The organism is Kitasatospora sp. NBC_01300, from assembly GCF_041435235.1.
In the GTDB taxonomy this organism is placed as follows: Bacteria; Actinomycetota; Actinomycetes; order Streptomycetales; family Streptomycetaceae; genus Kitasatospora.
The window spans coordinates 3,894,494-3,914,897 of record NZ_CP108408.1 but is presented as its reverse complement, the minus strand read 5'-3'; the positions used below and the strand labels follow the sequence as shown (position 1 = coordinate 3,914,897).

Here is a 20,404-nt window from a genome sequence, read left to right as displayed (position 1 = left end):
GACCGGTATCCGGACGGGGGTGTCGATCGTGACTTTCCACTCACGGTCGGGCCTCCTCCTCACTTGCCGAGGACGGCCTGCATCACCGCCTTGGCGATCGGGGCGGCCAGCCGGCCGCCGCTGATGCCGTCGCGGTTGTTGGAGCCGTCCTCGACCACGACCGCGACCGCGACGGACTGGCCGTCGGTGGTCTTGGCCCACGAGGTGAACCAGGCGAACGGCAGCCCGGCGTTGTCCTCGCCGTGCTGCGCGGTACCGGTCTTGCCGCCGACCTGGAGGCCGGGGATCTTGGCGTTCTTGCCGGTGCCGTTCTCCACCACCGAGACCATCAGGTCCTGCATCTTCTGCGCGGTGGCCGGGCTCATCGGCTGGGAGAACTGCTTCTCGGTGTGCTTGGAGATGGTGGTCAGCGAGGCCGAGCGCTCCTGGTCGACCAGGTACGGCTGCATCAGGCTGCCGTTGTTGGCGATCGCGGCGGACACCATGGCCATCTGCAGCGGGGTGGCGCGGGTGTCGTGCTGGCCGATCGAGTCCTGCGCGGTGCCGTCCAGGCTCGCGCTGTTCGGGAAGATGCTCTTCTCGGAACGGACCGGGGTGTCGATGGTGCTGTTGAAGCCGAACTTCTCGGCCTGCGCCCGCATCTTGTCCTTGCCGAGGTCCGCGCCCATCTTGGCGTAGACCGTGTTGCAGGACTGGTCCATCCCCGACTTGACCGTGGCGTTCCCGCACTTCTCGAGCGGCGACTCGTTGTTCAGCACCGTCTGGGTGCCCGGCAGGGTGTACGGGTCCGGCGTCGCGGTCTGGTCGTCGATGTTCTGGTACAGGCCGTTCTCGAACGCGGCGGTCGCGGTGACCAGCTTGAACGTGGAGCCGGGCGGATAGGTCTCCTTCAGCGCCCGGTTGAGCATCGGCTTGTTGGGGTCGGCGTTGAGGTCCGTCCAGGCCTTGGAGTCGCCGCTCTCGCTGCCGGCGATGGTGCCCGGGTCGTAGGACGGGGTGGAGACCAGCGCCAGGATCGCGCCGGTCTTCGGGTCGATCGCGACGGCGGCGCCCTTCTTGTCCCCCAGGCCGTCCCAGGCGGCCTTCTGGGCCTTGGCGTTGATCGTGGTGACGACATCGCCGCCGCGCTGCTGCTCGCCGGTCAGCATGTCCAGGGTGTTGCGGAAGAACAGCCGGTCGTCGGTGCCGGAGAGGATGCCGTCCTCCAGGTTCTCCAGCTGGCTGGAGCCGAAGACCTGGGAGGAGTATCCGGTGACCGGGGCGTACATCGGGCCGTCGACCCAGGAGCGCTTGTACTTGTAGCGCAGGCCGTTGACGAAGTCGGACTTCGTGACCGGCTGGCCGCCGACGATGATGTTGCCGCGCGGGTGCGCGTACCGGTCGTACTGCTGGCGCTTGTTGTTCTTGTTGGTGGCCCAGGCGTCGGCCTGGACGCCCTGCACCCAGTTGGTGCGCACCATCAGGGCCAGGATCAGGACGAGGCAGAAGATCGAGACCCGGCGGATCGGCTTGTTCATCGAGCGGGTCCTCCCTGGCCCTCGGTGGCCGGGGTCGCTTCGACCCCGGGTCGGCGGGCGCTGTCGCTGATCTTCAGCAGGATCGCGACCAGCGCCCAGTTGGCGACCACGGACGACCCGCCCTGGGCGAGGAACGGCATGGTCATACCGGTGAGCGGGATCAGTCCGGTGACCCCGCCGGCCACGACGAAGACCTGCAGCGCCATCGCCGACGAGAGCCCGACGGCGAACAGCTTGCCGAACGGGTCGCGGGCGGCGAGGGCGGTGCGCAGGCCGCGCTGCACCAGCAGGGCGTACAGCAGGAAGATCGCCATCAGGCCGGTCAGCCCGAGCTCCTCGCCGAACGAGCCCAGGATGAAGTCGCTCTTCGCGGCGAAGTTGATCAGCCAGGAACGGCCCTGGCCGAGGCCCGAGCCGGTCACCCCGCCGGAGCCGAGCGCCATCAGCGACTGGCCGATCTGCTCGGTGGCGCCCTTCGGCGGGTGTGCTCCGAAGGCGGCCATCGGGTCGAGCCAGGCGTCGATGCGGACCTTGACGTGGCTGGTGGTCATGGCGACCGCGACCGCGCCGCCGATCGACATCAGCAGGCCGAACAGGATCCAGCTGGTCCGCTCGGTGGCGACGTAGAGCATCACCACGAACAGGCCGAAGAACAGGAAGGACGTGCCGAGGTCGTTCTCGAAGACCAGGATCAGCAGGCTGAGCAGCCAGATCACGATGATCGGGCCGAGGTCGCGCCCGCGCGGCAGGTACAGGCCCATGAAGCGGCGGCTGGCCAGGGCGAGGGCGTCGCGCTTGACCATCAGGTAGCCGGCGAAGAACACCGTCAGGATGATCTTGGCGAACTCGCCGGGCTGGATGGAGAAGCCGCCCATCCGGATCCAGATCTTGGCGCCGAAGTCCTCCGCCCGGGCCGGGAAGAAGGCCGGCGCGGCGAGCAGGACCAGCGCCGCCACCATCGAGATGTAGGTGTAGCGCTGGAGCACCCGGTGGTCCTTCAGGAACACCATCACGGCGATGAACAGCCCGATCCCGAGGGCCGACCACATCAGCTGGTTCCGGGCCGCCGGGAAGTTGGCGCTCAGCAGCTTGCCGGCCTTGTCGAGCCGCCAGATCATCACCACGCCGAGACCGTTCAGCAGGGTGGCGATCGGCAGCATCAGCGGGTCCGCGTACGGCGCGAAGCGGCGCACCAGCAGGTGCGCGACCAGCGCCAGCGCGCCCATGCCGAGTCCGTAGCCGACCATGCCGCTCGGCAGCGAGGAGTCCATCGCGAGGCCCACGTTGGCGTACGCGAGGATCGGCAGCACGACGGCGAAGGCCAGCAGGGCCAGCTCGGTGTTGCGCCGGTTCGGCGCGCCCTGGAGGGAGATGGTGGTGTTGGCCCGGCGCCGGGTGGCGGCGCGGTCGGTGGCCGTCCGGCGCCTGCCGGCCCGGCCGGTGTCGTCGCTCAGGTCGTAGGTGCTCACGTGGTGACCGCTCCCTGACGGCCGGCTGCCCCGCTCGGGGCGGGCCTATGTCGGATCACGGAGGTCACTGCTTCGGGCAGGAGTCGGCCCGGCTGCGCTCCTCCTCGGTCAGCCCGGACAGGTCGCCCGACGGGCCGGTGTTCGGCGCGGCGGCGTTCGGAGCCGGGGCGGACGTGCTGGGGGCGGTCGGGGTCGGGGTGGCCGGGGTCGGGGTGGTGGGGGCCACCGGGGGGCGGGTCTTCTCCCCCGGGGTGGGCGTGACGGCCAGGAACGCGGCGTGGGTGGCCTGCGCCGCCTGGGTGCCCTGGGCGGCCGGGACGGTCCGGGCGTCGGCGACCTTCTTGCAGAGCTTGACCCAGCCGTCGAGCTCCTGGACGGTCGCGGTGGCGGCGCCCAGGCTGTTGGCCGTGATGGTCTTGTTGAGGTGCTCGGCCTGGTCCTGCGGCAGGTACTTGAGCTCGACGTCCTTGTACGCGGTGTGCACCGAGGACAGGCTTAGGCCGGCCAGGTTCTGGTTGATGCCCTGGTAGACCGCGACGTGGTCGCCCTGCTTGCCGACGTAGTACTGGTCCTGGGTCCACTGGTAGCCGAAGAACCCGGCACCGCCGAGCAGGCCGAGGGTGACCAGGACGGCCACCGAGACGGTGAGGCCCTTGCGCTTGCGCTTCGCGGGCGGCTCCTCGTCGAACTCCTCGGCGCCGTACACCGAGGGCTCGCCGGAGCCGTAGCCGTACTCGCCCTCGTAGCCCTCGGCGGGGCCGAAGCCGCCCTGGGCGGCGCCGTAGCCGGCATCGTAGCCCTCGGCCGGGCCGAAGGCGCCCTGCGGGGCGCGGCCGAGGCCGGCGGCGCGGCCGGCCGGGGTGTCGGCGATCGAGCGGTCCGCGGCGGCCGAGGACGGCGGGGTGTCGGCGACCGCGCCGACCACCACCGGGACGTCGTTGTACTGGCCGCTCGTGGTGTCCGTGGCGCCGACGTCGATGACGTCCGCCACGATGCAGGTGATGTTGTCCGGACCGCCGCCGCGCAGCGCGAGCTGGATCAGCTCCTGCACGGTCTGCTCGGGCGAGTAGTAGCTGCCGAGGGTGTCCTGGAGGGTCTGGTGGCTGACCGGGCCGGAGAGGCCGTCGGAGCAGATCAGGTAGCGGTCGCCGGCGCGGACCTCGCGGATCGACAGGTCGGGCTCGACCTGGCCGCGGCCGTCGAGCGCCCGCATCAGCAGCGAGCGCTGCGGGTGGGTCTCGGCCTCCTCCGGCGTGATCCGGCCCTCGTCGACCAGGCGCTGCACCCAGGTGTGGTCCTGGGTGATCTGCACCAGCGAGCCGTCGCGCAGCAGGTAGGCGCGGGAGTCGCCGACGTGCACCATGCCCATCCGCTGGCCGGTCCAGAGCATGGCGGTCAGCGTGCAGCCCATGCCCTCCAGCTGCGGGTCCTCCTCGACCATCTGCCGGAGCCGGTCGTTGGCACCCTGGACGGCGTCGCCCAGCAGGGTCAGCAGGTCGGCGCCCGGCACGTCCTCGTCCAGTCGGACGATCGAGCCGAGCACCTCGGAGGACGCGACCTCGCCGGCCGCGGCGCCGCCCATGCCGTCGGCCACGGCCAGCAGCCGCGGCCCGGCGTAGCCGGAGTCCTCGTTCCCCTCCCGGATCAGTCCCTTGTGGGAGCCGGCGGCGAAGCGCAGCACCAGGGTCATGCGACCTGTGCCCCCCTCTGGGTCATGGACGGGATGCTGTCCCTCATGCGCTACTACTTCCGCAGTTCGATGACGGTCCTGCCGATACGGATCGGCATGCCCGGCTGGAGCGGAGTGGGCGCGGTCAGGCGCTGCCGGTCCAGATAGGTGCCGTTGGTGGAGCCTAGATCCTCGACCGTCCACTGCCCAGTCTGATCCGGATAGATCCTGGCATGCCGGGAGGACGCGTAGTCGTCGTCCAGCACGATGGTGGAGTCGTGCGCGCGGCCCAGGGTGATGGTCTGGCCCTGGAGCGCGACGGTGGTGCCCGCCAGCGAGCCCTGCACCACCACGAGCTGGGTCGGGGCGCCGCGACGGCGGCCGCCGCCCTGGGTCTGGCCCGCCGCGGGGCCGGCGGCCGGGGCCTGCGCGGCGCGCCCGGCGGCCGGAGCGGCGGCGGCGCCACCCTGAGCGGCGTTGGCGCCGCGACGGGAGGAGCGGGGGTTCACCTTGGTCCCGAACAGGTCGCTGCGGATCACCTGGATCGCGACGATGACGAACAGCCACAGCACGGCCAGGAAGCCCAGCCGCATGACCGTGAGGGTCAGTTCTGACATGGCCGGCCCGCCTGTCGGTGAGCGAGGCGCGCGAACAACTCGGACACTACCCTTCGACCTGTCGGTAGACGATGGTGGTGGAGCCCACGACGATGCGGGAGCCGTCGCGGAGCGTAGCGCGCTGGGTGTGCTGCCCGTCCACCACGATGCCGTTGGTGGATCCGAGGTCGAGAACCATCGAAGGGGTGCCGGGGCGGATCTCGGCGTGCTTGCGGGAGACCCCGGGGTCGTCGATCCGCACGTCCGCCTCGGTCGAGCGGCCGAGCACGCAGGCCGCGCCGGTGATCTGGTGGCGCGCGCCGTTCACCTCGATCCAGCGGCGGACCGAGGCGCCGTGGCCGGCGCCGGGGAAGGCGCGGACGTTGCCGCCGGACGTCGCGGGCGGGCCCGGAGGCATCGCCGGGGGCGCGGCCGGCGGCGGGGGCGCGCCGTACTGGCCGGCGCCGGTCTGCTGCCACGGTGCGCCGGGGGCCGGCGCGGCCGGCTGGCGGTCGTAGCCGGGCTGCTGCTGCGGGGCGTACTGCTGGGGCTCCTCGGCCGCCAGGGTGCGGCTGCGCACCCGGTACAGGCCGGTGTCCAGATCGTCGGCCTTCTCCAGGTTCACCTGGAGCGGGCCCATGAAGCTGTACCGCTGGGCCTCCGCGTACTCGCGGACCATGCCGGCCAGCTCGGCGCCCAGCTGCCCGGAGTAGGGGCTGAGCCGCTCGTGGTCGTGCGGGCTCAGCTCGACGATGAAGTCGTTCGGCACGACGGTGCGGTCGCGGTTCCAGATGCTCGCGTTGTTGTCGCACTCGCGCTGCAGCGCACCGGCGATCTCCACGGGCTGGACCTCGGACTTGAACACCTTGGCGAAGGTGCCGTTGACGAGACCCTCAAGCCGCTGTTCGAACTTCTTCAGCACTCCCATGGGACACCCCCTTCCAGGGTTCGTTCGCCTGCCTGCCGACCGGATCCCGCCGGGAGTCGGTCGTGCCTACTTGCGGTACTTCCGTACTGATCGTATCCACGCCGGGCCCTTCCGTACGGTTCCCGGACAGCGTGGTGCCCGGGGGTGGGCTCGGACACACAGGGTGACGCATACCGGGTGCGGCACGCCAGGTGTGCCCGCCCGGACGGGCTCCCGTCACTCGCTCGCCCGTTCGTCGTGCATCCGTTCGGACGCGCTTCGTCCCGCCGGAGAACGGATTCGGAGCGGCCCCCCGGGTCGTGCTACTGTTTTCCACGTCGGAAGGGCCGCCCACCAGGGAGGCCGGTCCAAAGAAGCGCGAAGACCACATGGTACCGAGCGGTTCGGAAGATCGGTCGGCAACGAAGACGACACCCATGCGCGGGTGGCGGAATAGGCAGACGCGCTGGATTCAGGTTCCAGTGCCCGAAAGGGCGTGGGGGTTCAACTCCCCCCTCGCGCACAGCGAAGCCCCGCAGATCTACGGATCTGCGGGGCTTTCTCGTTGTCCCGGTCAGGAACGGGTGGCGGGCAGCTCGGCGCGGACCTCGAAGCCGCCGTCCTGGGTGGGGCCGGCGCTGAGCGAACCGCCCAGCAGCTGCGCGCGCTCGCGCAGGCCGACCAGGCCGTGGCCGCCGCCCGGCAGGATCTCGTCCGGGTGGACCGGGGGCGCGTCGTTGCGCACCTCGACCCGCAGCCGGCGCCCCTTCGCCCGGACCTTCACGTGCACCGCCGCCTCCGGGGCGTACTTGGTGATGTTGGTGAGCGCCTCCTGGACGGTGCGGTAGGCGGCCCGCTCGACCGCCTCCGGCCACGGGCGGTCACCGGGGTTCAGTTCGGTGTCGGCGGCCAGCCCGCTCTCCGCGATCAGCCGGGGCAGGTCGGCCAGCCGGGGCTGCGGGGCGAGCGGGGCGTCCGGGCGCGGGCCGGCGGTGCTGCGCAGCACCCCGACCATCTGGCGCAGCTCGTCGAGGGTGCGGACGGCCAGTTCGCGGATGGTGCGGGCGGTGGTCGCGGCGGCCGGGTCGGCGGTGCTCACCTGGAGCGCGCCGGCCTGGATGCTGATCAGGCTGACCTGGTGCGAGACCACGTCGTGCATCTCCCGGGCGAGCCGGCCGCGCTCGCTGATCAGCACCCGTTCGGCGAGCAGCCGGCTCTCCCGCTCCTGGCCGCGGGTCAGCTCGTCGAGCCGGGCGGCCAGCTCCCGCCGGGTGCGGGCGAGCAGCCCGGTGGCGGCCGGGCCGGCGGCCAGCATCACCGACTGGATGGCGTAGAGCGCGGTGTCCCGGCTGAGTTCGAGGGTCTGCTCGGACAGCGGCCAGTGGAAGAACTCGACCAGCGTGAACAGGGCCGCGCAGGGGATGACGATCCGCGGGCGGGGGCGCTCGGCGGCCACCGTGTAGACGGCGGTGATCGGGGCCAGCCAGATGTCGTCGACGTAGCTGCCGGGCATGGTGAGCAGCAGCGCCGCCACCGGGAAGCGGCGGCGCCAGAGCAGGGCGACGGCGGCCAGCGTGGAGAGCGCGATCTGCCACCACGGGGAGTTCCGGGCCACCAGGGCGGCGTCCAGGAGGGAGTAGAGGGCGGGCAGCAGCAGCATCAGCCAGGGGGCGGTGCACCAGGCCGGGAGCCGTCTGGACGGCAGCTGTTCGGTGGCCGTCATGCCCCGTCGCCGGGTTTCGGCCGGACCAGCCCGGCCCGGTGGGCGAGCACCGCCGCCTGGACCCGGTTGGCCGCGCCGAGCTTGCCGAGGATCGCGCTGATGTGGTCCTTGACGGTGCCGGTGCCGAGGAAGAGCCGGTCGGCGATCTCGGCGTTGGACAGTCCCTCGCCGAGCAGGGCCAGCACGTCGAGCTCCCGGCCGGTGAGGGTGCGGGCGAGCGAGGTGGCCTCGGCGTCCGGGCCGCCGCCGTCGACGTAGCCGCCGATCACGGTGCGGGTCACGGTCGGGGACAGGATGTTGCCGCCGGCCGCGAGCACCCGGACGGCGTGGACCAGCTGCTCGGGGGCGGTGTCCTTGAGCAGGAAGCCGGAGGCGCCGGCCCGCAGCGCGGTGCCGATGTACTCGTCGCTGTCGAAGGTGGTGAGCATCGCCACGGTGGGCGGGTCCGGCAGGGCGCGCAGTCGGCGCAGCACCGAGATGCCGTCGAGGTCCGGCATCCGGATGTCGAGGAGCACCACGTGCGGGCGCAGGCGCTGGACGTGCTCCTCGGCCTGGCCGCCGGAGCAGTCGCCGACGACCTCCAGGTCGGGGGCGGAGCCGACGATGAGGCCCAGGCCGGAGCGGACCAGGATCTCGTCGTCCACGATCAGCACGCGGGTGTCGGTGATGGTGCCTCCTCGGTTCTGGCGGCCGGGGTCGGGCGGTCCGCGCGGGTCGTTTCGAGGGTAGGGGTAGCCGGTGCGGGGCGCCGAACGGATGGCGGTCCTCACCCCCGCCACATGGCGGGGGTCGGAATCCGCTACCCGGTTCACGCAATTCTCAGGCCGGGTGGGGAACCATGGAGTTGGCTGCCCTTTGTCGGCCTGCTCCATTCAGTGGGCGCCCGGTCGAGGTGAGGGCCGCCGGTCAGTCCGTCGGGCCCCCTGCGGGCACCCGTCGCCGGGCCGTGTGCGGATGCGCCCCACTATCTGATCGTTTGGAATTGAGCTGTGTCGTCCACTGTGAAGTCGGAGCCTTCCGCCACGTCCACCGGGCCCCGGCCCGTCGGCGTGCTCGACCGCTGGCGCCCGCGGGCCGCCGCCGTCTCCGTGTGGTACCTCCGGCTGCTGGCGCTGCTGAACGTGGCGACGGTGCTGCTGGTGCCGTGGGGGAACCAGGTCAACGAGCACAACGAGGGTGAGTACTTCACCCCGTACCTGATGACCTCGGGTCTGGCCAGCGCGGTGCTGGCGGTCTTCCTGGCCATCGCGATGCGCCGGCGCAAGCGGGCCGCCTGGATCTTCAACGCGGCCCTGGCCAGCATGTTCGCGCTGCTGTACCTGCTGGCCATGGTGATGCCCGGCGAGCGGTTCAAGGACCACCCGCTCAACTACATCTCCACCGTGCTGACCTGCCTGTTCGTCCTGGCGCTGGTCATCGGGCGGAAGGACTTCACGTCCAAGGGCGACCGCTCCAACCCGAAGACGGCGGCGGCCACCTTCGTCGGCGGGCTGCTGTTCGGCGGGGTCGTCGGCGCGCTGCTGGTCTGGGCGACCAACGGGCTCGGCGGCGCGGGCTTCTGGGACCTCTTCCGCTACTCCGTCGGCCGGATGATCACGATCAACCCCTCGGAGCACCTGCGCTCGGTGATCTCCTCGCCGACCTGGGTCAACGCGGCGATCAACGCGATGGGCGCGGTGCTCTTCCTGCTGGTGCTCTACGTGGCCTTCCGCAGCCCGCGCGGCAAGGAGCTGCTGAACCCCGAGGACGAGGCGAAGCTGCGCTCGCTGCTGGACAAGCAGGGCGAGCGGGACTCGCTCGGCTACTTCGCGCTGCGCCGGGACAAGGCGGTGATCTTCTCCCCCAGCGGCAAGGCGGCGGTGACCTACCGGGTGATCGGCGGGGTCTCGCTGGCCTCGGGCGACCCGATCGGCGACCCGGAGGCCTGGCCGGGCGCGATCGACTCCTGGCTGGCCGAGGCCCGCGAGCACGCCTGGGCGCCGGCCGTGATGGGCGCCTCCGAGGAGGCCGGCGTGATCTACGCCCGGCACGGGCTGGACGCGCTGGAACTGGGCGACGAGGCGATCGTCGAGCTGGACGAGTTCTCGCTGGACGGCCGGGCGATGCGGGTGGTCCGCCAGGCGTACAACCGGGTCAAGCGGGCCGGGTACACGACGCGGATCCGCCGGCACGAGGACATCCCCGAGTCCGAGATGGCCGAACTGGTGGCCAAGGCCGACCAGTGGCGCGACGGGGCGACCGAGCGCGGCTTCTCGATGGCGCTCGGCCGGCTCGGCGACCCGGGCGACGGCCGCTGCGTGATGCTGGAGTGCCACGACGGCGACGGCGAGCTCAAGGCGCTGCTGAGCTTCGTCCCGTGGGGCCCGGACGGGCTCTCGCTGGACCTGATGCGCCGGGCCCGGGACACCGAGAACGGCCTGATGGAGTTCATGGTCATCGAGCTGCTGCAGCGTGCCGAGGAGGTCGGGCTGAAGCGGGTGTCGCTGAACTTCGCGATGTTCCGCTCGGTCTTCGAGCGCGGTTCGCGGCTCGGGGCCGGCCCGGTGCTGCGGCTGTGGCGTTCCGTCCTGGGCTTCTTCTCGCGCTGGTGGCAGATCGAGTCGCTGTACCGCGCGAACGCCAAGTACCGGCCGATCTGGGAGCCCCGCTACCTGCTGTTCGAGAAGAGCAGCGAGATCCCGCGGATCGGCATCGCCAGCGCGCGGGCCGAGGGCTTCATCGTCGCGCCGAGCCTGCCCGCCCTGTTCCGCCGCCGGCACTCCGGGGCCGCCGTGGTGGCGCCCCGCCTCCCGGTCGCGGCGCGGGACGGGAAGGGGTAGCCCTCCGCCGGGGGGCGGAGGGGACCGGGCGGTCGGATAGGGGGTGAGGTGGGGGATATCCCTCCCCCCAGAGGATGACCCTGATCCGCATCCATGCCGATGTGCATTTGTTAAGAGGCTTCTAATGTGGGAGTAGCTCAGAAAGTTCGGGGATTCGGGAGTAACGGTTGTGATGGACAGGACCCACGCGGGGGGCGTGCGGGAGGGGTCGCTGGCACTGGTCAGATCGGCCGCTGTCGCCGAGTGGGGGACGTTGTACGCGACGGTGCGGGACGCGGTGGTGCGCAAGAAGTTCGCCGCCGTCCCGATGGCCACGGCGGCGACGTTTCTGATCCTCCTGTTCAGCATCACCCAGCACCTGCCGGGCGGTGAGCACTTCGTCAACCGCATCGGGGTGGTGAAGGCGGCGCTGCCGCTGGACGTCTCGCTGTTGCGGACCCCGCTCTCGCTGTACGTGCCGGCGCTGGACCTGCCGGTCTGGGGCGCGCTGGCCCAGGTGTTCGTGGTCTTCGGCGTCGCCGAGATCGTGCTCGGCCGACGGATGACCCTGGTGGTGGCCTACACCTGCACCCTGGCGGGCACGCTGTTCGCCCGGATCGGCGTGGCGCTCGGCCCGGGCCACCTGTTCGGCTTCCCGAAGTGGGTCGCCTACGTGCGGGACACCGGGCCGTCGGCCGCGGTGGTGGCGCTGGCGATCTGCATCGCGTTCCGCTGCCGGGCCTGGCTCACCGCCGGCCTGGTGGTGGTCATGATGGTCGGCGAGGCAATCGTGCTGCCGAACCTGGCCGGGCTGGAGCACGTGGTCGCGGTGATCACCGCGCTGCTGCTCGCCGTCTCGGTCGAGGTGTTCGGGGACTTCTGGCCGCGGGTGCTGGCCGGGGTCGGGGCCGCCACCTCGGTGGCCGCGGCCGCGTCGCGCGAGGTCGCGGTGGAGGCCCGGCGGCGCCCGGCGGGCGCGCTCGTTCCCTGATCCACACGCCGTCTGACGGCCGTCGGGCAGCCGGCCGTCAGCCGTGCGGCAGGGGGAGTTCGAACCAGACCACCTTGCCGACCGCCTTGCGGGCGGTGCCCCAGCGTTCGGCGAGCTTGGTCACCAGGGTGAGGCCGCGGCCGGTCTCGCCCAACTGCTCGGCCGGCTCCAGCGACGGCAGGTTGTGGTTGTCGTCGCTGACCTCCACCAGCAGCTTGTCCACCCGGATCAGCTGGAGCTGGACGCGGTCCCGGGCCACCCGGACGGCGTTCGTGACCAGCTCGCTGACCAGCAGCTCGGTGATGTCGCTGAGCGCCTCCAGGTGCCAGCCGGCCAGCTGCTCGCGGACCAGCGAGCGGGCCCGGCGCACCTCGCGGTGGTCCACCCTGAGGTCCCAGGTCGCCACCTCGGACGGGGCGACTCCGTCGAAGCGGGCCACCAGCAGGGCGACGTCGTCCTTCCGGTCGTCCGAGTGCAGGCGCTTGAGCACCACGTCGCAGGCCTGCTCGGGGCTCTGCAGCGGGTCGATCAGATTGCCGCAGAGCGCGGCCAGGCCCGCTCCTATGTCGCCGCCCCGGACCTCGACCAGGCCGTCGGTGCACAGCACCAGCATCGAGCCGTCCGAGACGTCGATGGTCTTGGCGACGAACGGCACCCCGCCGACGCCGATCGGCGCGCCGGCCGGGATCTCCAGCAGCTCGCCGGAGCCGTCCGGGTGCACCAGCACCGGCGGGACGTGGCCGGCGCTGGCCAGCTCGCAGGTCCGGTTGATCGGGTCGTAGACCGCGTACAGGCAGGTGGCGAGGTGGTCGTCGCCGAGCTTGTGGGCCAGGTTGTCCAGGTGCCGCAGCAGCTGGCCGGGCGGCAGGTCGAGCGCGGCGAGGGTCTGCATGGCCGTCCGGAAGCGGCCCATCGCGGCCGCCGAGTGCAGGCCGTGGCCCATCACGTCGCCGACCACCAGGGCGACCCGGCTGCCGGGCAGCTGGATCGCGTCGAACCAGTCGCCGCCGACCTCGGCCTTCGGGTCGCCCGGCAGGTAGCGGTGGGCGATCTGGACGCCGGGGATCTGCGGCGGGCGGGTCGGGATCATCGAGCGCTGGAGGGTGGTGGCCACCCTGGCCTCGGCGCGGTGCAGCCGGGCGTTGTCCAGGGAGAGCGCGGCGCGGACGGCCAGCTCCTTGAGGGTGGCGGCGTCGCTCTCGTCGAAGGGGGCGCGGTCCGGCAGCCGGAGCAGCTTGAGGATGCCCAGCACGGTGCCCCGGGCGGACAGCGGCACCACCAGCATCGAGCGGCCGGAGACCACCGGGGCCAGCTGGGCCCCGCCGAGCGCGATCGCGTAGTCGACCGCGACGTCCGCGCTGATCACCGGGACCAGGACCGGCTGGTTCAGCTGCAGGGCCATCCCCGGCGGGGTGCGGCGCGGCATGCTGACCAGCGAGCCCTCGGAGAGCACGTGGTCCCAGGCGCCGCCGGTCTCGTTGTAGACCAGGGCGACCCGGCGGAGCATGGTGTCGTCGTCCGGGCGGGCGGCCGGCAGCTCGGATTCGGAGATCAGCCCGTCCACCAGGTCCACGCAGGCGAAGTCGGCGACCCGGGGGACCAGCACCTGGCAGAGCTCGTGCGCGGTGAAGCCGAGGTCCAGGGTGGTGCCGACCTTGCCGCCGACCTCGTTCAGCAGCGCCAGCTGCTCGCCGGCCTGCCCGTTGGTCAGGAACGGGCTCAGCCGCCCGGACTGGGCGCCCTCGGCGCCGGTGGGGGCGGCAGGGGTCCGGTCGGTACGGCGGGGCGGACGGCGGCGGGCGGGCGGTTCGACGGCGGCCGGCTCGATGGCGGCTCCTCCTCCGGTCGGGGGCGGGGCGGTCGCGGACGGGACCGCCGGGGCCGGGGTGGTCGTAGCCGGGGCGGTCGGCGGGACGCCCACCGGGGCGCCGGCGGCGCCGGACGGCTGGGCGGCCGCGGACCGCTCGGCGGTCTCGCGCTGGGCCGGCAGCGGGCCGGACGGCCGCCCCCGGACCATCCGGGCCGGGGGAGCGGACTGCTCGGGCTGCGGTGGCGGGCCGACCCGGGCGGCGCGCTGCTGGGCGGTCGGGTAGCGGCGGCCGAGTCCGGCGGCGGCGTGCGCGGCGGCGGCCTGCGGGTCGGCGGGCAGCACCGGCAGCACGGTGGCCGGGTCCAGCCGCAGGGCGGGCAGACCGGCCCGGTCCAGCACGTCGAGCAGCAGCGCCCGGCGGTCGGCCGAACCGGCCGGCAGCAGCCCGGCCAGCCGGTCGGCCGACAGCAGGCCGGCGCGCAGCCGGCCGGGCGGGGTCAGGGCCGCGCCCAGCCGGTGGAAGCCGCCCCGGGCGGGCGGGGCGGCGGCGAACGGCAGCAGCCGCTCGCCGAGTGCGAGCCGGGGGCCGGCGGTGCGCAGCGGCCGGGCGTCGGCGGCGAGGGCGAGCAGGCCGCCGAACGGGTCGGGCAGCGGCCAGGCCCACCAGAGCACGTCGCGCAGGTGCTCCTCGCGGTCGATGACGGCCAGCTGGCCGGCCCAGGGTCGCCCGTCGGCGGTCAGCGCGGCCAGGGTGTCCAGGGCGTCGCAGCGGCGGCGCACGGCGGACCCGGCGGCCTGGTCGGGGGCGGCGAGCGGCTCCAGGGCGGGCAGCAGTCCGCTGGCCGGCCGGTCGTGGGCGACCTCGGCGCGGTGCCCGAACAGTTCCTCGGCGGCCCGGCTCCACTGGGCGATCCGGCCGGCCCGGTCGACCAGGACGAGGGCGAGCCGGACCAGGGCGGCCACGCCGGTCGGGTGGTCACCCGGTACGGCCTCGGCGCCCGCCGGGCGCGGTGTGGAGTTGGACTCGGCCACCATGGATTCGGTCTGCTCCCGCCTGGCCGCCACGCCTGGAGGCGGCCGTCTCTCCGGAGGAAGGCACGCTGTGCGGAAACCCGGGGCGTGTCTTGTGGATCGTGCCGGGCTTGAGGGCGTGTCTGAACGAGTCCGCCGGGTGCCCGACGCCGCGTGCTGATCCGACGCGAATCATCAGACACGCCCTAGCGAAGCACGGACCGGCCCGGGCGTGATAGCGAAACGGGGAGATTCCTCAGGATCGGTTGCGTGCCGTGCGGCGCGCGCCGGTTCGCACTCCCCGTTCACCCGGACGGGGCCTTCGCGCGCGAGGGTAGGGTGGCAGGCCGGGCCACCCCGCGAGGCGGCTCCGCATGGACGCAGCCGGCCGGACGAGACAGAGGCGAGAAGTGACCGCGCAGAGCCCCGTCCGCTGGACGGACCCGCAGCAGCAGGAGCTGGAGGAGCGGGTCGCCGCCGCCGAACTCGCCTGGCTCAGCATGGACGTCGACGTGCAGACGCTGCGGGTCGAGATCGACAACTTCGCGCTGATCCACCATCAGCTGCTGGGCCCGCTCTATGCCCGGCTGGACGAGCTGGAGGCGCTGGTCGCCGAGGCGGTCGCGGCCAGGACCGGGCACCCCGAGGACCTCCGCCGGGCCGCCGAGGCCCGCCGGCAGGTCGACGAACTGCCCGACCTCGACGCGCTGTTCGACTCCGTCCGGGAGCAGGAGGCGGCCCCGCCGCCGCCCGCCGCGCCCGCCCGGGTGCGCCCCGGCCGGGACGCCCAGCGGATCTACCGCGAGCTGGTCCGCCGGGCCCACCCCGACCTCAGCACCGACCCGGCCGAGCAGCAGCGCCGGGCCGCGTTCCTGGCCCGGGTGAACGAGGCCTACGCCGTCGGCGACGCCGCCGCGCTGGAGGGCCTGTCCGCCGAGTGGTCCACCGCGCCCGAGGCCGCGCCCGGCACCGACTCCCCCGACCGGCTGGAGTGGCTGCGCCGCCGGCTGGAGTGGCTGACCGGCAAGATCACCGAGACCGCCACCGAGCAGGTCCGGCTGGAACAGACCCCGATGGGTCAGCTGCTCGCGCTGGCCCCGCAGGACCCCGACCGGCTGCTGGAGCAGCTCGCCGAGGAACTGCTCGCCAAGGCCGCCGCCCAGCAGGCCGAGCTGGAGCGGCTGCTCGGCGCCCCGGCCGCGGCGGGCGACGGCCACCGGCAACCGGTGGGCGACAATGGCACCGACCCGACCCAGCCCCAGGAGAGCCACACGATGTTCGCGCAGATCCCCTCCACCACCGCCGCCGCAGTGCCCGCCGACGCAGCCCTGCTGGACGTGCGCGAGCAGGACGAGTGGGACGCCGGCCACGTGGACGGCGCGCTGCACATCCCGCTCGGCGAGGTGATCGCCCGGATCGGCGAGCTGCCGGACGGGAAGCTGTACGTGCTCTGCCGGGTCGGCGGCCGCTCCGCGCAGGTCGTCCAGTACCTGGTGCAGCAGGGCCGGGACGCGGTGAACGTGGACGGCGGCATGTACGCCTGGGAGGGCGCGGGCCGTCCGATGGTGAGCAGCACCGGCCAGGACGCCTTCGTCCTGTAGGTCTGCTGGCTTCGTAACCCGGTGGCCCCGTCCGGCACTGTCGTGTTCACCCGGTAGGGCAGTATGGGCGCGCGACCGCGCCGGGACGGGACCCGGGCGGCGCGCCGACCGGGCCGGGGAGGCCATGACGGAGACGACGGACCGCCCGGCCGCCGGACGGGTCTGGTCGACGCCCGCGCAGCTCGTGCTCGGCCTGACCGCGGCGGTGCTGGTGGTCGGCACCGGGCTCTTCCTCGCGGCGGTGTTCCTGCACGTCGCGCCAGCCAACTCGCTGTCCCGGCAGTACCGGAACGAGGTCGACGGCCTGGTGTACCCGGAGTTCGAGCAGAACTGGCGGCTGTTCGCGCCGAATCCGCTGCAGCAGAACGTCAGCCTGGACGCCCGGGTGCGCACCGCCGCCGCCGACGGCACCACCCGCACCCGCGACTGGACCGGGCTGACCGCGCAGGACGTCGCCGCGATCCGGCACAACCCCGCCCCCAGCCACGTCGACCAGAACGTGCTCCGCCGGGCCTGGGACTTCTACGACGGCTCGCACAACCCGCAGGACGAGGCGCTGACCAACACCCGCGGCAGGCTCGCCGAGCAGTACCTCAAGCGGATCGCCCTGCAGCGGATCGGCCGGGAGGTGGACGGCGAGCGGATCCTGGAGGTCGAGTTCCGGGCCACCGCGGTGACCGTCCCGCCGCCGTCCTGGAGCGGCGAGGCCGCGCCACCGGCGCCGAAGGTGCGGGAGCTGCCCTGGTGGCCGGTTGACGACGAGGACTACCGGGAGCTCGGGTGAGCGAGGTGTCGCCGGAGGTGTCGTCCGAGCTCTCGCCTGACGTGGCGTCCGAGCTCTCGCCGGAGGCGCCGCCCGGGCAGCGGTGGTCGGAGGGCATCCCGCGCCAGGCCGGGCAACCGCCCGCCGCCGGCTCGGCCCCCGGGCCCCGGCCCGACCCGGCGCCGCGCGGGCCCGGCCCGGCCGACCTGGCCGCCCGGGCGATGGCCGCCTTCACCGGGCGCGCGCTGGGCCGCCACCAGGCCGCCGTGGTGCGGATCGGCTTCGGGCTGGTCTGGCTCGCCTACCTGCTGCGCGAGTGGCCCAACCGGCGGGAGCTGTACGGGGACCGGTCGCCCTGGTCGATGGACCTGGCCGAGCGGCTGCTGACCGACAACGGGGCGTTCACCGTGCTGCCGTGGTTCGGCGGGCGGCCCTGGTTCGAGCTGGTCTACCACCTGGCGGTGCTGGCCGCCGTCGCGGTGGTGCTGGGCTGGCGGACCAGGGCGAGCACGGTGCTGTTCCTGGTCACCGTGCTGTCGCTGCAGAACCGCAACGTCTTCCTCGGCGACGGCGGCGACAACGTCGTCCACCTGATGGCGGTCTACCTGGTCTTCACCCGCTGCGCCGAGGTGTGGTCGCTGGACGCCCGGCGGGCCCGGCCGGGGTGGGCCGGGGTGGTGCTCTGGGTGCTGCTCGGCGCCGTCCTGGCGGCCTGCCAGCTCGGCGGCTTCTCCGGCGAGAGCCTCACCTGGACGGTCCGGACCTTCCCGTACGTCGGCTGGGCGCCGTTGTTCTGGGGGCTCTGGGCGGTGGCCGGGCTCTGGTGGACGCTCGGGCGGCTGAGGCCGGACGGCGAACCGCGCGCGGTGCTCGACGCGCTGGCGAACATGGTGCACAACTGCGCGATGCTGGTGATCGCCGTCGAGGTGGTGCTGATCTACGCGACGGCCGGCTGGTACAAGGTGCAGGGCTCGCGCTGGCAGGACGGCACCGCGCTGTACTACCCGCTGCACCTGGACTACTTCACGCCCTGGCCGTGGCTGTCCGGCCTGGTCGGCTCGGCGCTGCTGCCGGTCTTCCTGATCTCGTACGGCACGGTGATCGTGCAGGTCGCGTTCCCGTTCACGCTGCTCAACCGGCGGGTCAAGAACGTGCTGCTGGCCGTGCTGCTGGCCGAGCACCTGGGGATCGCGCTGCTGCTCGGGCTGCCGGTGTTCTCGCTCGCGATGATCGCGGCGGACGCGGTGTTCCTGCCGACCGGCGCGCTGCTCTGGGCGGCGGCGCGGCTGCGGCGGATCCGGCGGTCACGAGCGCCGGTCACCGAGGACGTGGCCTAGGCTGACCCGTATGTCCTGGTTCGCCGCCCTTCGCGACACCGCGCGGACCGGACTCACCCTCGACCGGGCGCTCACCGACCCCAAGCGGGCCCTGCGCGGGGCCGTCGCGGTGGCGCTGGTGCTCTTCCCCACCCTCGCGCTCGGCGGGGTCGCGCTCGCCACCTCGGCCGCGATGGGCGCCTTCATCGCCGGCACGGCCACCTTCCAGCGCAGCTTCCGGCCCCGGGCCAGCCTCGCCGTCGCGGCCGGGGCCGGACTCGGGATCAGCACCTTCCTCGGCTACCTGGCGGCCGGGGTCCCCGGGTTGTTCCCGGTGCTGCTCGCGGTGTGGGCCTTCGGTGCCGGGCTCGCCTGGGCGATCGGGCCGACCGCCGGGGTGGTCGCGACCAACACCGTCTCGGTGATGCTGATCGTCGTCCAGCTCCCGGTCAGCGCGACCGCCGCGCTCGGACACGGGCTGGTCGCCGCCCTCGGCGGGGTCGTCCAAGCCGTCGTCATCACCCTGTGGCCGATCGGGAGCTGGAGTGCCCAGCGGGACGCCCTCGCCGACACCTATGCGGAACTCGCCGACTACGCGCGCAGGTTGAGACAGGATCCGACCGCGCATGTCGACCCGGAGCCGTTCATGACGGCCCGGCACGCCGCCGCCCTGACGCCCTGGCAGGACCGCCACCGGCCGGCCGAACTGCGCGGCCTGCGCGGCCTCGCCGAGCGCATCCGGCCCACCCTGGCCGCGCTCGCCGATCCCAAGGTGGGCGCCCCGGAGGAGGGGCCCGAACGCGACCGGGCCCGTGAGGTGCTGGCGGCCGCCGCGGAGGTCATGGACGCCCTGGCCCGGGCCGTCCGCACCGGCGACCCCGTCCGGCTGCCCCGCTCGGCGCCCACGCTCACCCTGGTCCCGCCGGACGAGGGACCGCGGTTGCAGGGGGCGGCCCGGCGGTCGGCCCGCCGACTGGGCGGGCTGCTGCGCAAGGCCGCGGACACGCTGGAGCGGGGCGACGCGGACACCATCACCACGCCCGTGATCGGCGCGGGCGGGGCGCTGCACAGGCCGTCGATCCTCCGGATACTGCCGGTCGCGCTGCGGACGGTGCGCCGGCAGCTGCGGCCGCGCTCGGCGATCTTCCAGCACGCCGTCCGGCTCGCCGGGGTGGTCACCGTCGCCTACCTGCTGGCCCGGCTGATCGGGTTCCACCACGGCTACTGGGCGCCGATGACCGCCGCGATGGTGATGCGGCCGGACTTCGCCCAGACCTACAGCCGGGGTGTCGCCCGGCTGGCCGGGACGGTCGTCGGGGTCGCCGTCTCGACGCTGGTGGTGCAGCTCACCCACCCCGGGGAGTGGGTGCTGGCCGCGCTGGCCGTGCTGTGCATCGGCGGGTCGTACCTCGCGTTCCGGACCGGGTACGCGCTGACGACGGTCGGGATCTCGACGTACGTGGTGTTCCTGCTCGGGCTCCAGGCCGGGAACCCGCTCACGACGGCCTTCGAACGGGTCGGGCTCACCCTGCTCGGCGGGTCGGTGGCGCTGGTGACGTACGCGCTCTTCCCGACCTGGCAGACCGCCCGGCTCGGGGAGCGGCTGGCCGAGTGGCTCGCCGCCGCCGGGCGGTACGCGGCCGCGGTGGTCGCCTGCTACGAGGACCCGGCCGCGCCGCGCGGGCGGGCGGTGCGGACCGCGCTGCTGGACTCCCGGGAGGCCCGCTCGGAACTGCTCCAGGCCATGCAGCGCGCCGACGCCGAACCGGGTCGGCACGCCTCCGGACTGCCCGGGGTGTCCCGGCGCCAGGTCGACCGGGCCCGGGCGGCCGTCGGGCACCTCGGACGGGTCGCCGTCCTGCTGGAGGCGCACCTGCCGGCCGCCGACGCCGACCCGGTGCCGGGGACGGCGGAGTACGCGGAGGAGCTGCGGCTGGCCACCGCGCTCGCGGGGGCGGCGCTGCTCACCGGGCAGCCGGTGGAGTTCGGCGCCGTGCGGGAGGCGCAGGCGCGGCTGGAGGAGCGGCTGGCGCAGGCGCCGGCGGGGGTGCAGCGGGACGTGGTGCGGGCGGGGACGCGGCTGCTGGGGCAGGCGCTGAAGGACCTGGAGCGGGCGCTGCGGGGGCGGGAGGACGTGCGGGGGCCGCAGTAGGCGACGTTCGCCCCTCCTGGAAGGGCGAACGTCGGGGGGCGGACAGCGGAGGGCGGATTTCGGGGGCGAACGGTGCCGGGC

Annotated in this window: 14 protein-coding genes and 1 tRNA gene; 7 read left to right on the top strand and 8 right to left on the bottom strand. The window is 73.5% G+C overall.

The genetic code is table 11. From position 1 onward, the window contains the following. Window positions 1-59: 59 nt before the first annotated feature. From OG556_RS17455 to OG556_RS17435, 5 genes are all read right to left on the bottom strand, one after another. On the bottom strand, window positions 60-1,517 hold the full coding sequence (locus OG556_RS17455) for a penicillin-binding transpeptidase domain-containing protein (RefSeq protein WP_363619391.1): 1,458 nt from the start codon (window positions 1,515-1,517) through the stop codon (window positions 60-62). Further along, the gene (locus OG556_RS17450; protein WP_371522735.1) at window positions 1,514-2,890 is read right to left on the bottom strand and encodes an FtsW/RodA/SpoVE family cell cycle protein; all 1,377 of its coding nucleotides are present in this window, start codon (window positions 2,888-2,890) and stop codon (window positions 1,514-1,516) included. The genes OG556_RS17455 and OG556_RS17450 overlap by 4 nt, the downstream gene beginning before the upstream one ends. 160 nt (window positions 2,891-3,050) lie before the next feature. Next, window positions 3,051-4,676 (bottom strand): PP2C family serine/threonine-protein phosphatase, encoded by a 1,626-nt coding sequence (locus OG556_RS17445; protein WP_371517855.1) that lies wholly within the window; start codon window positions 4,674-4,676, stop codon window positions 3,051-3,053. A gap of 53 nt (window positions 4,677-4,729) precedes the next feature. Then, entirely contained in the window at window positions 4,730-5,272 is a 543-nt protein-coding gene (locus OG556_RS17440; protein ID WP_371517854.1) for an FHA domain-containing protein, read from the bottom strand. Between the two features lie 46 nt (window positions 5,273-5,318). Beyond that, the gene (locus OG556_RS17435; RefSeq protein WP_371517853.1) at window positions 5,319-6,179 is read right to left on the bottom strand and encodes an FhaA domain-containing protein; all 861 of its coding nucleotides are present in this window, start codon (window positions 6,177-6,179) and stop codon (window positions 5,319-5,321) included. Window positions 6,180-6,597: 418 nt separating this feature from the next. Between OG556_RS17435 and OG556_RS17430 the strand changes: the two genes are divergently transcribed. Continuing rightward, window positions 6,598-6,681: transfer RNA gene (locus OG556_RS17430), tRNA-Leu, on the top strand. A 51-nt stretch (window positions 6,682-6,732) separates the two neighbouring features. Here the strand turns inward: OG556_RS17430 and OG556_RS17425 are convergent. Beyond that, window positions 6,733-7,881 carry a sensor histidine kinase gene (locus OG556_RS17425; RefSeq protein WP_371517852.1) on the bottom strand — a complete coding sequence of 383 codons (1,149 nt, stop codon included), beginning with the start codon at window positions 7,879-7,881 and terminating at the stop codon, window positions 6,733-6,735. Beyond that, on the bottom strand, window positions 7,878-8,549 hold the full coding sequence (locus tag OG556_RS17420) for a response regulator (RefSeq protein ID WP_371522733.1): 672 nt from the start codon (window positions 8,547-8,549) through the stop codon (window positions 7,878-7,880). The genes OG556_RS17425 and OG556_RS17420 overlap by 4 nt, the downstream gene beginning before the upstream one ends. A 321-nt stretch (window positions 8,550-8,870) precedes the next feature. Between OG556_RS17420 and OG556_RS17415 the strand changes: the two genes are divergently transcribed. Together OG556_RS17415 and OG556_RS17410 are read left to right on the top strand one after the other, a co-directional pair. After that, window positions 8,871-10,700, top strand: a complete 1,830-nt coding sequence (locus OG556_RS17415) for a phosphatidylglycerol lysyltransferase domain-containing protein (protein ID WP_371517851.1) — start codon at window positions 8,871-8,873, stop codon at window positions 10,698-10,700. Window positions 10,701-10,872: 172 nt separating this feature from the next. Then, on the top strand, window positions 10,873-11,670 hold the full coding sequence (locus tag OG556_RS17410; protein ID WP_371517850.1) for a hypothetical protein: 798 nt from the start codon (window positions 10,873-10,875) through the stop codon (window positions 11,668-11,670). 37 nt (window positions 11,671-11,707) lie between these two features. On the opposite strand, the gene OG556_RS17405 is transcribed toward OG556_RS17410, so the two are convergent. Then, complete coding sequence (locus OG556_RS17405) at window positions 11,708-14,515, bottom strand: SpoIIE family protein phosphatase (RefSeq protein ID WP_371517848.1); 2,808 nt, start codon at window positions 14,513-14,515, stop codon at window positions 11,708-11,710. Between the two features lie 386 nt (window positions 14,516-14,901). On the opposite strand from OG556_RS17405, the gene OG556_RS17400 reads away from it, so the two are divergent. The 4 genes from OG556_RS17400 to OG556_RS17385 all read left to right on the top strand — a co-directional run bounded on the left by OG556_RS17400 (window position 14,902) and on the right by OG556_RS17385 (window position 20,323). Further along, window positions 14,902-16,092 (top strand): rhodanese-like domain-containing protein, encoded by a 1,191-nt coding sequence (locus tag OG556_RS17400; protein WP_371517846.1) that lies wholly within the window; start codon window positions 14,902-14,904, stop codon window positions 16,090-16,092. Window positions 16,093-16,216: 124 nt separating this feature from the next. Then, on the top strand, window positions 16,217-16,876 hold the full coding sequence (locus tag OG556_RS17395) for a DUF5819 family protein (protein WP_371517845.1): 660 nt from the start codon (window positions 16,217-16,219) through the stop codon (window positions 16,874-16,876). Then, on the top strand, window positions 16,873-18,192 hold the full coding sequence (locus tag OG556_RS17390; RefSeq protein WP_371517844.1) for an HTTM domain-containing protein: 1,320 nt from the start codon (window positions 16,873-16,875) through the stop codon (window positions 18,190-18,192). Before OG556_RS17395 ends, OG556_RS17390 begins: the two co-directional genes overlap by 4 nt. Window positions 18,193-18,202: 10 nt before the next feature. Next, the gene (locus tag OG556_RS17385; RefSeq protein ID WP_371517843.1) at window positions 18,203-20,323 is read left to right on the top strand and encodes an FUSC family protein; all 2,121 of its coding nucleotides are present in this window, start codon (window positions 18,203-18,205) and stop codon (window positions 20,321-20,323) included. Window positions 20,324-20,404 lie beyond the last annotated feature (81 nt).

Excerpts from the sequence above, each read along its gene's own strand:
- OG556_RS17445 (WP_371517855.1), bottom strand. The coding sequence starts at position 4,676 with ATGACCCTGGTGCTGCGCTTCGCCGCCGGCTCCCACAAGGGACTGATC.
- OG556_RS17440 (WP_371517854.1), bottom strand. The coding sequence starts at position 5,272 with ATGTCAGAACTGACCCTCACGGTCATGCGGCTGGGCTTCCTGGCCGTG.
- OG556_RS17405 (WP_371517848.1), bottom strand. The coding sequence starts at position 14,515 with ATGGTGGCCGAGTCCAACTCCACACCGCGCCCGGCGGGCGCCGAGGCC.
- OG556_RS17435 (WP_371517853.1), bottom strand. The coding sequence starts at position 6,179 with ATGGGAGTGCTGAAGAAGTTCGAACAGCGGCTTGAGGGTCTCGTCAAC.
- OG556_RS17410 (WP_371517850.1), top strand. The coding sequence starts at position 10,873 with ATGGACAGGACCCACGCGGGGGGCGTGCGGGAGGGGTCGCTGGCACTG.
- OG556_RS17455 (WP_363619391.1), bottom strand. The coding sequence starts at position 1,517 with ATGAACAAGCCGATCCGCCGGGTCTCGATCTTCTGCCTCGTCCTGATC.
- OG556_RS17385 (WP_371517843.1), top strand. The coding sequence starts at position 18,203 with ATGTCCTGGTTCGCCGCCCTTCGCGACACCGCGCGGACCGGACTCACC.
- OG556_RS17425 (WP_371517852.1), bottom strand. The coding sequence starts at position 7,881 with ATGACGGCCACCGAACAGCTGCCGTCCAGACGGCTCCCGGCCTGGTGC.
- OG556_RS17395 (WP_371517845.1), top strand. The coding sequence starts at position 16,217 with ATGACGGAGACGACGGACCGCCCGGCCGCCGGACGGGTCTGGTCGACG.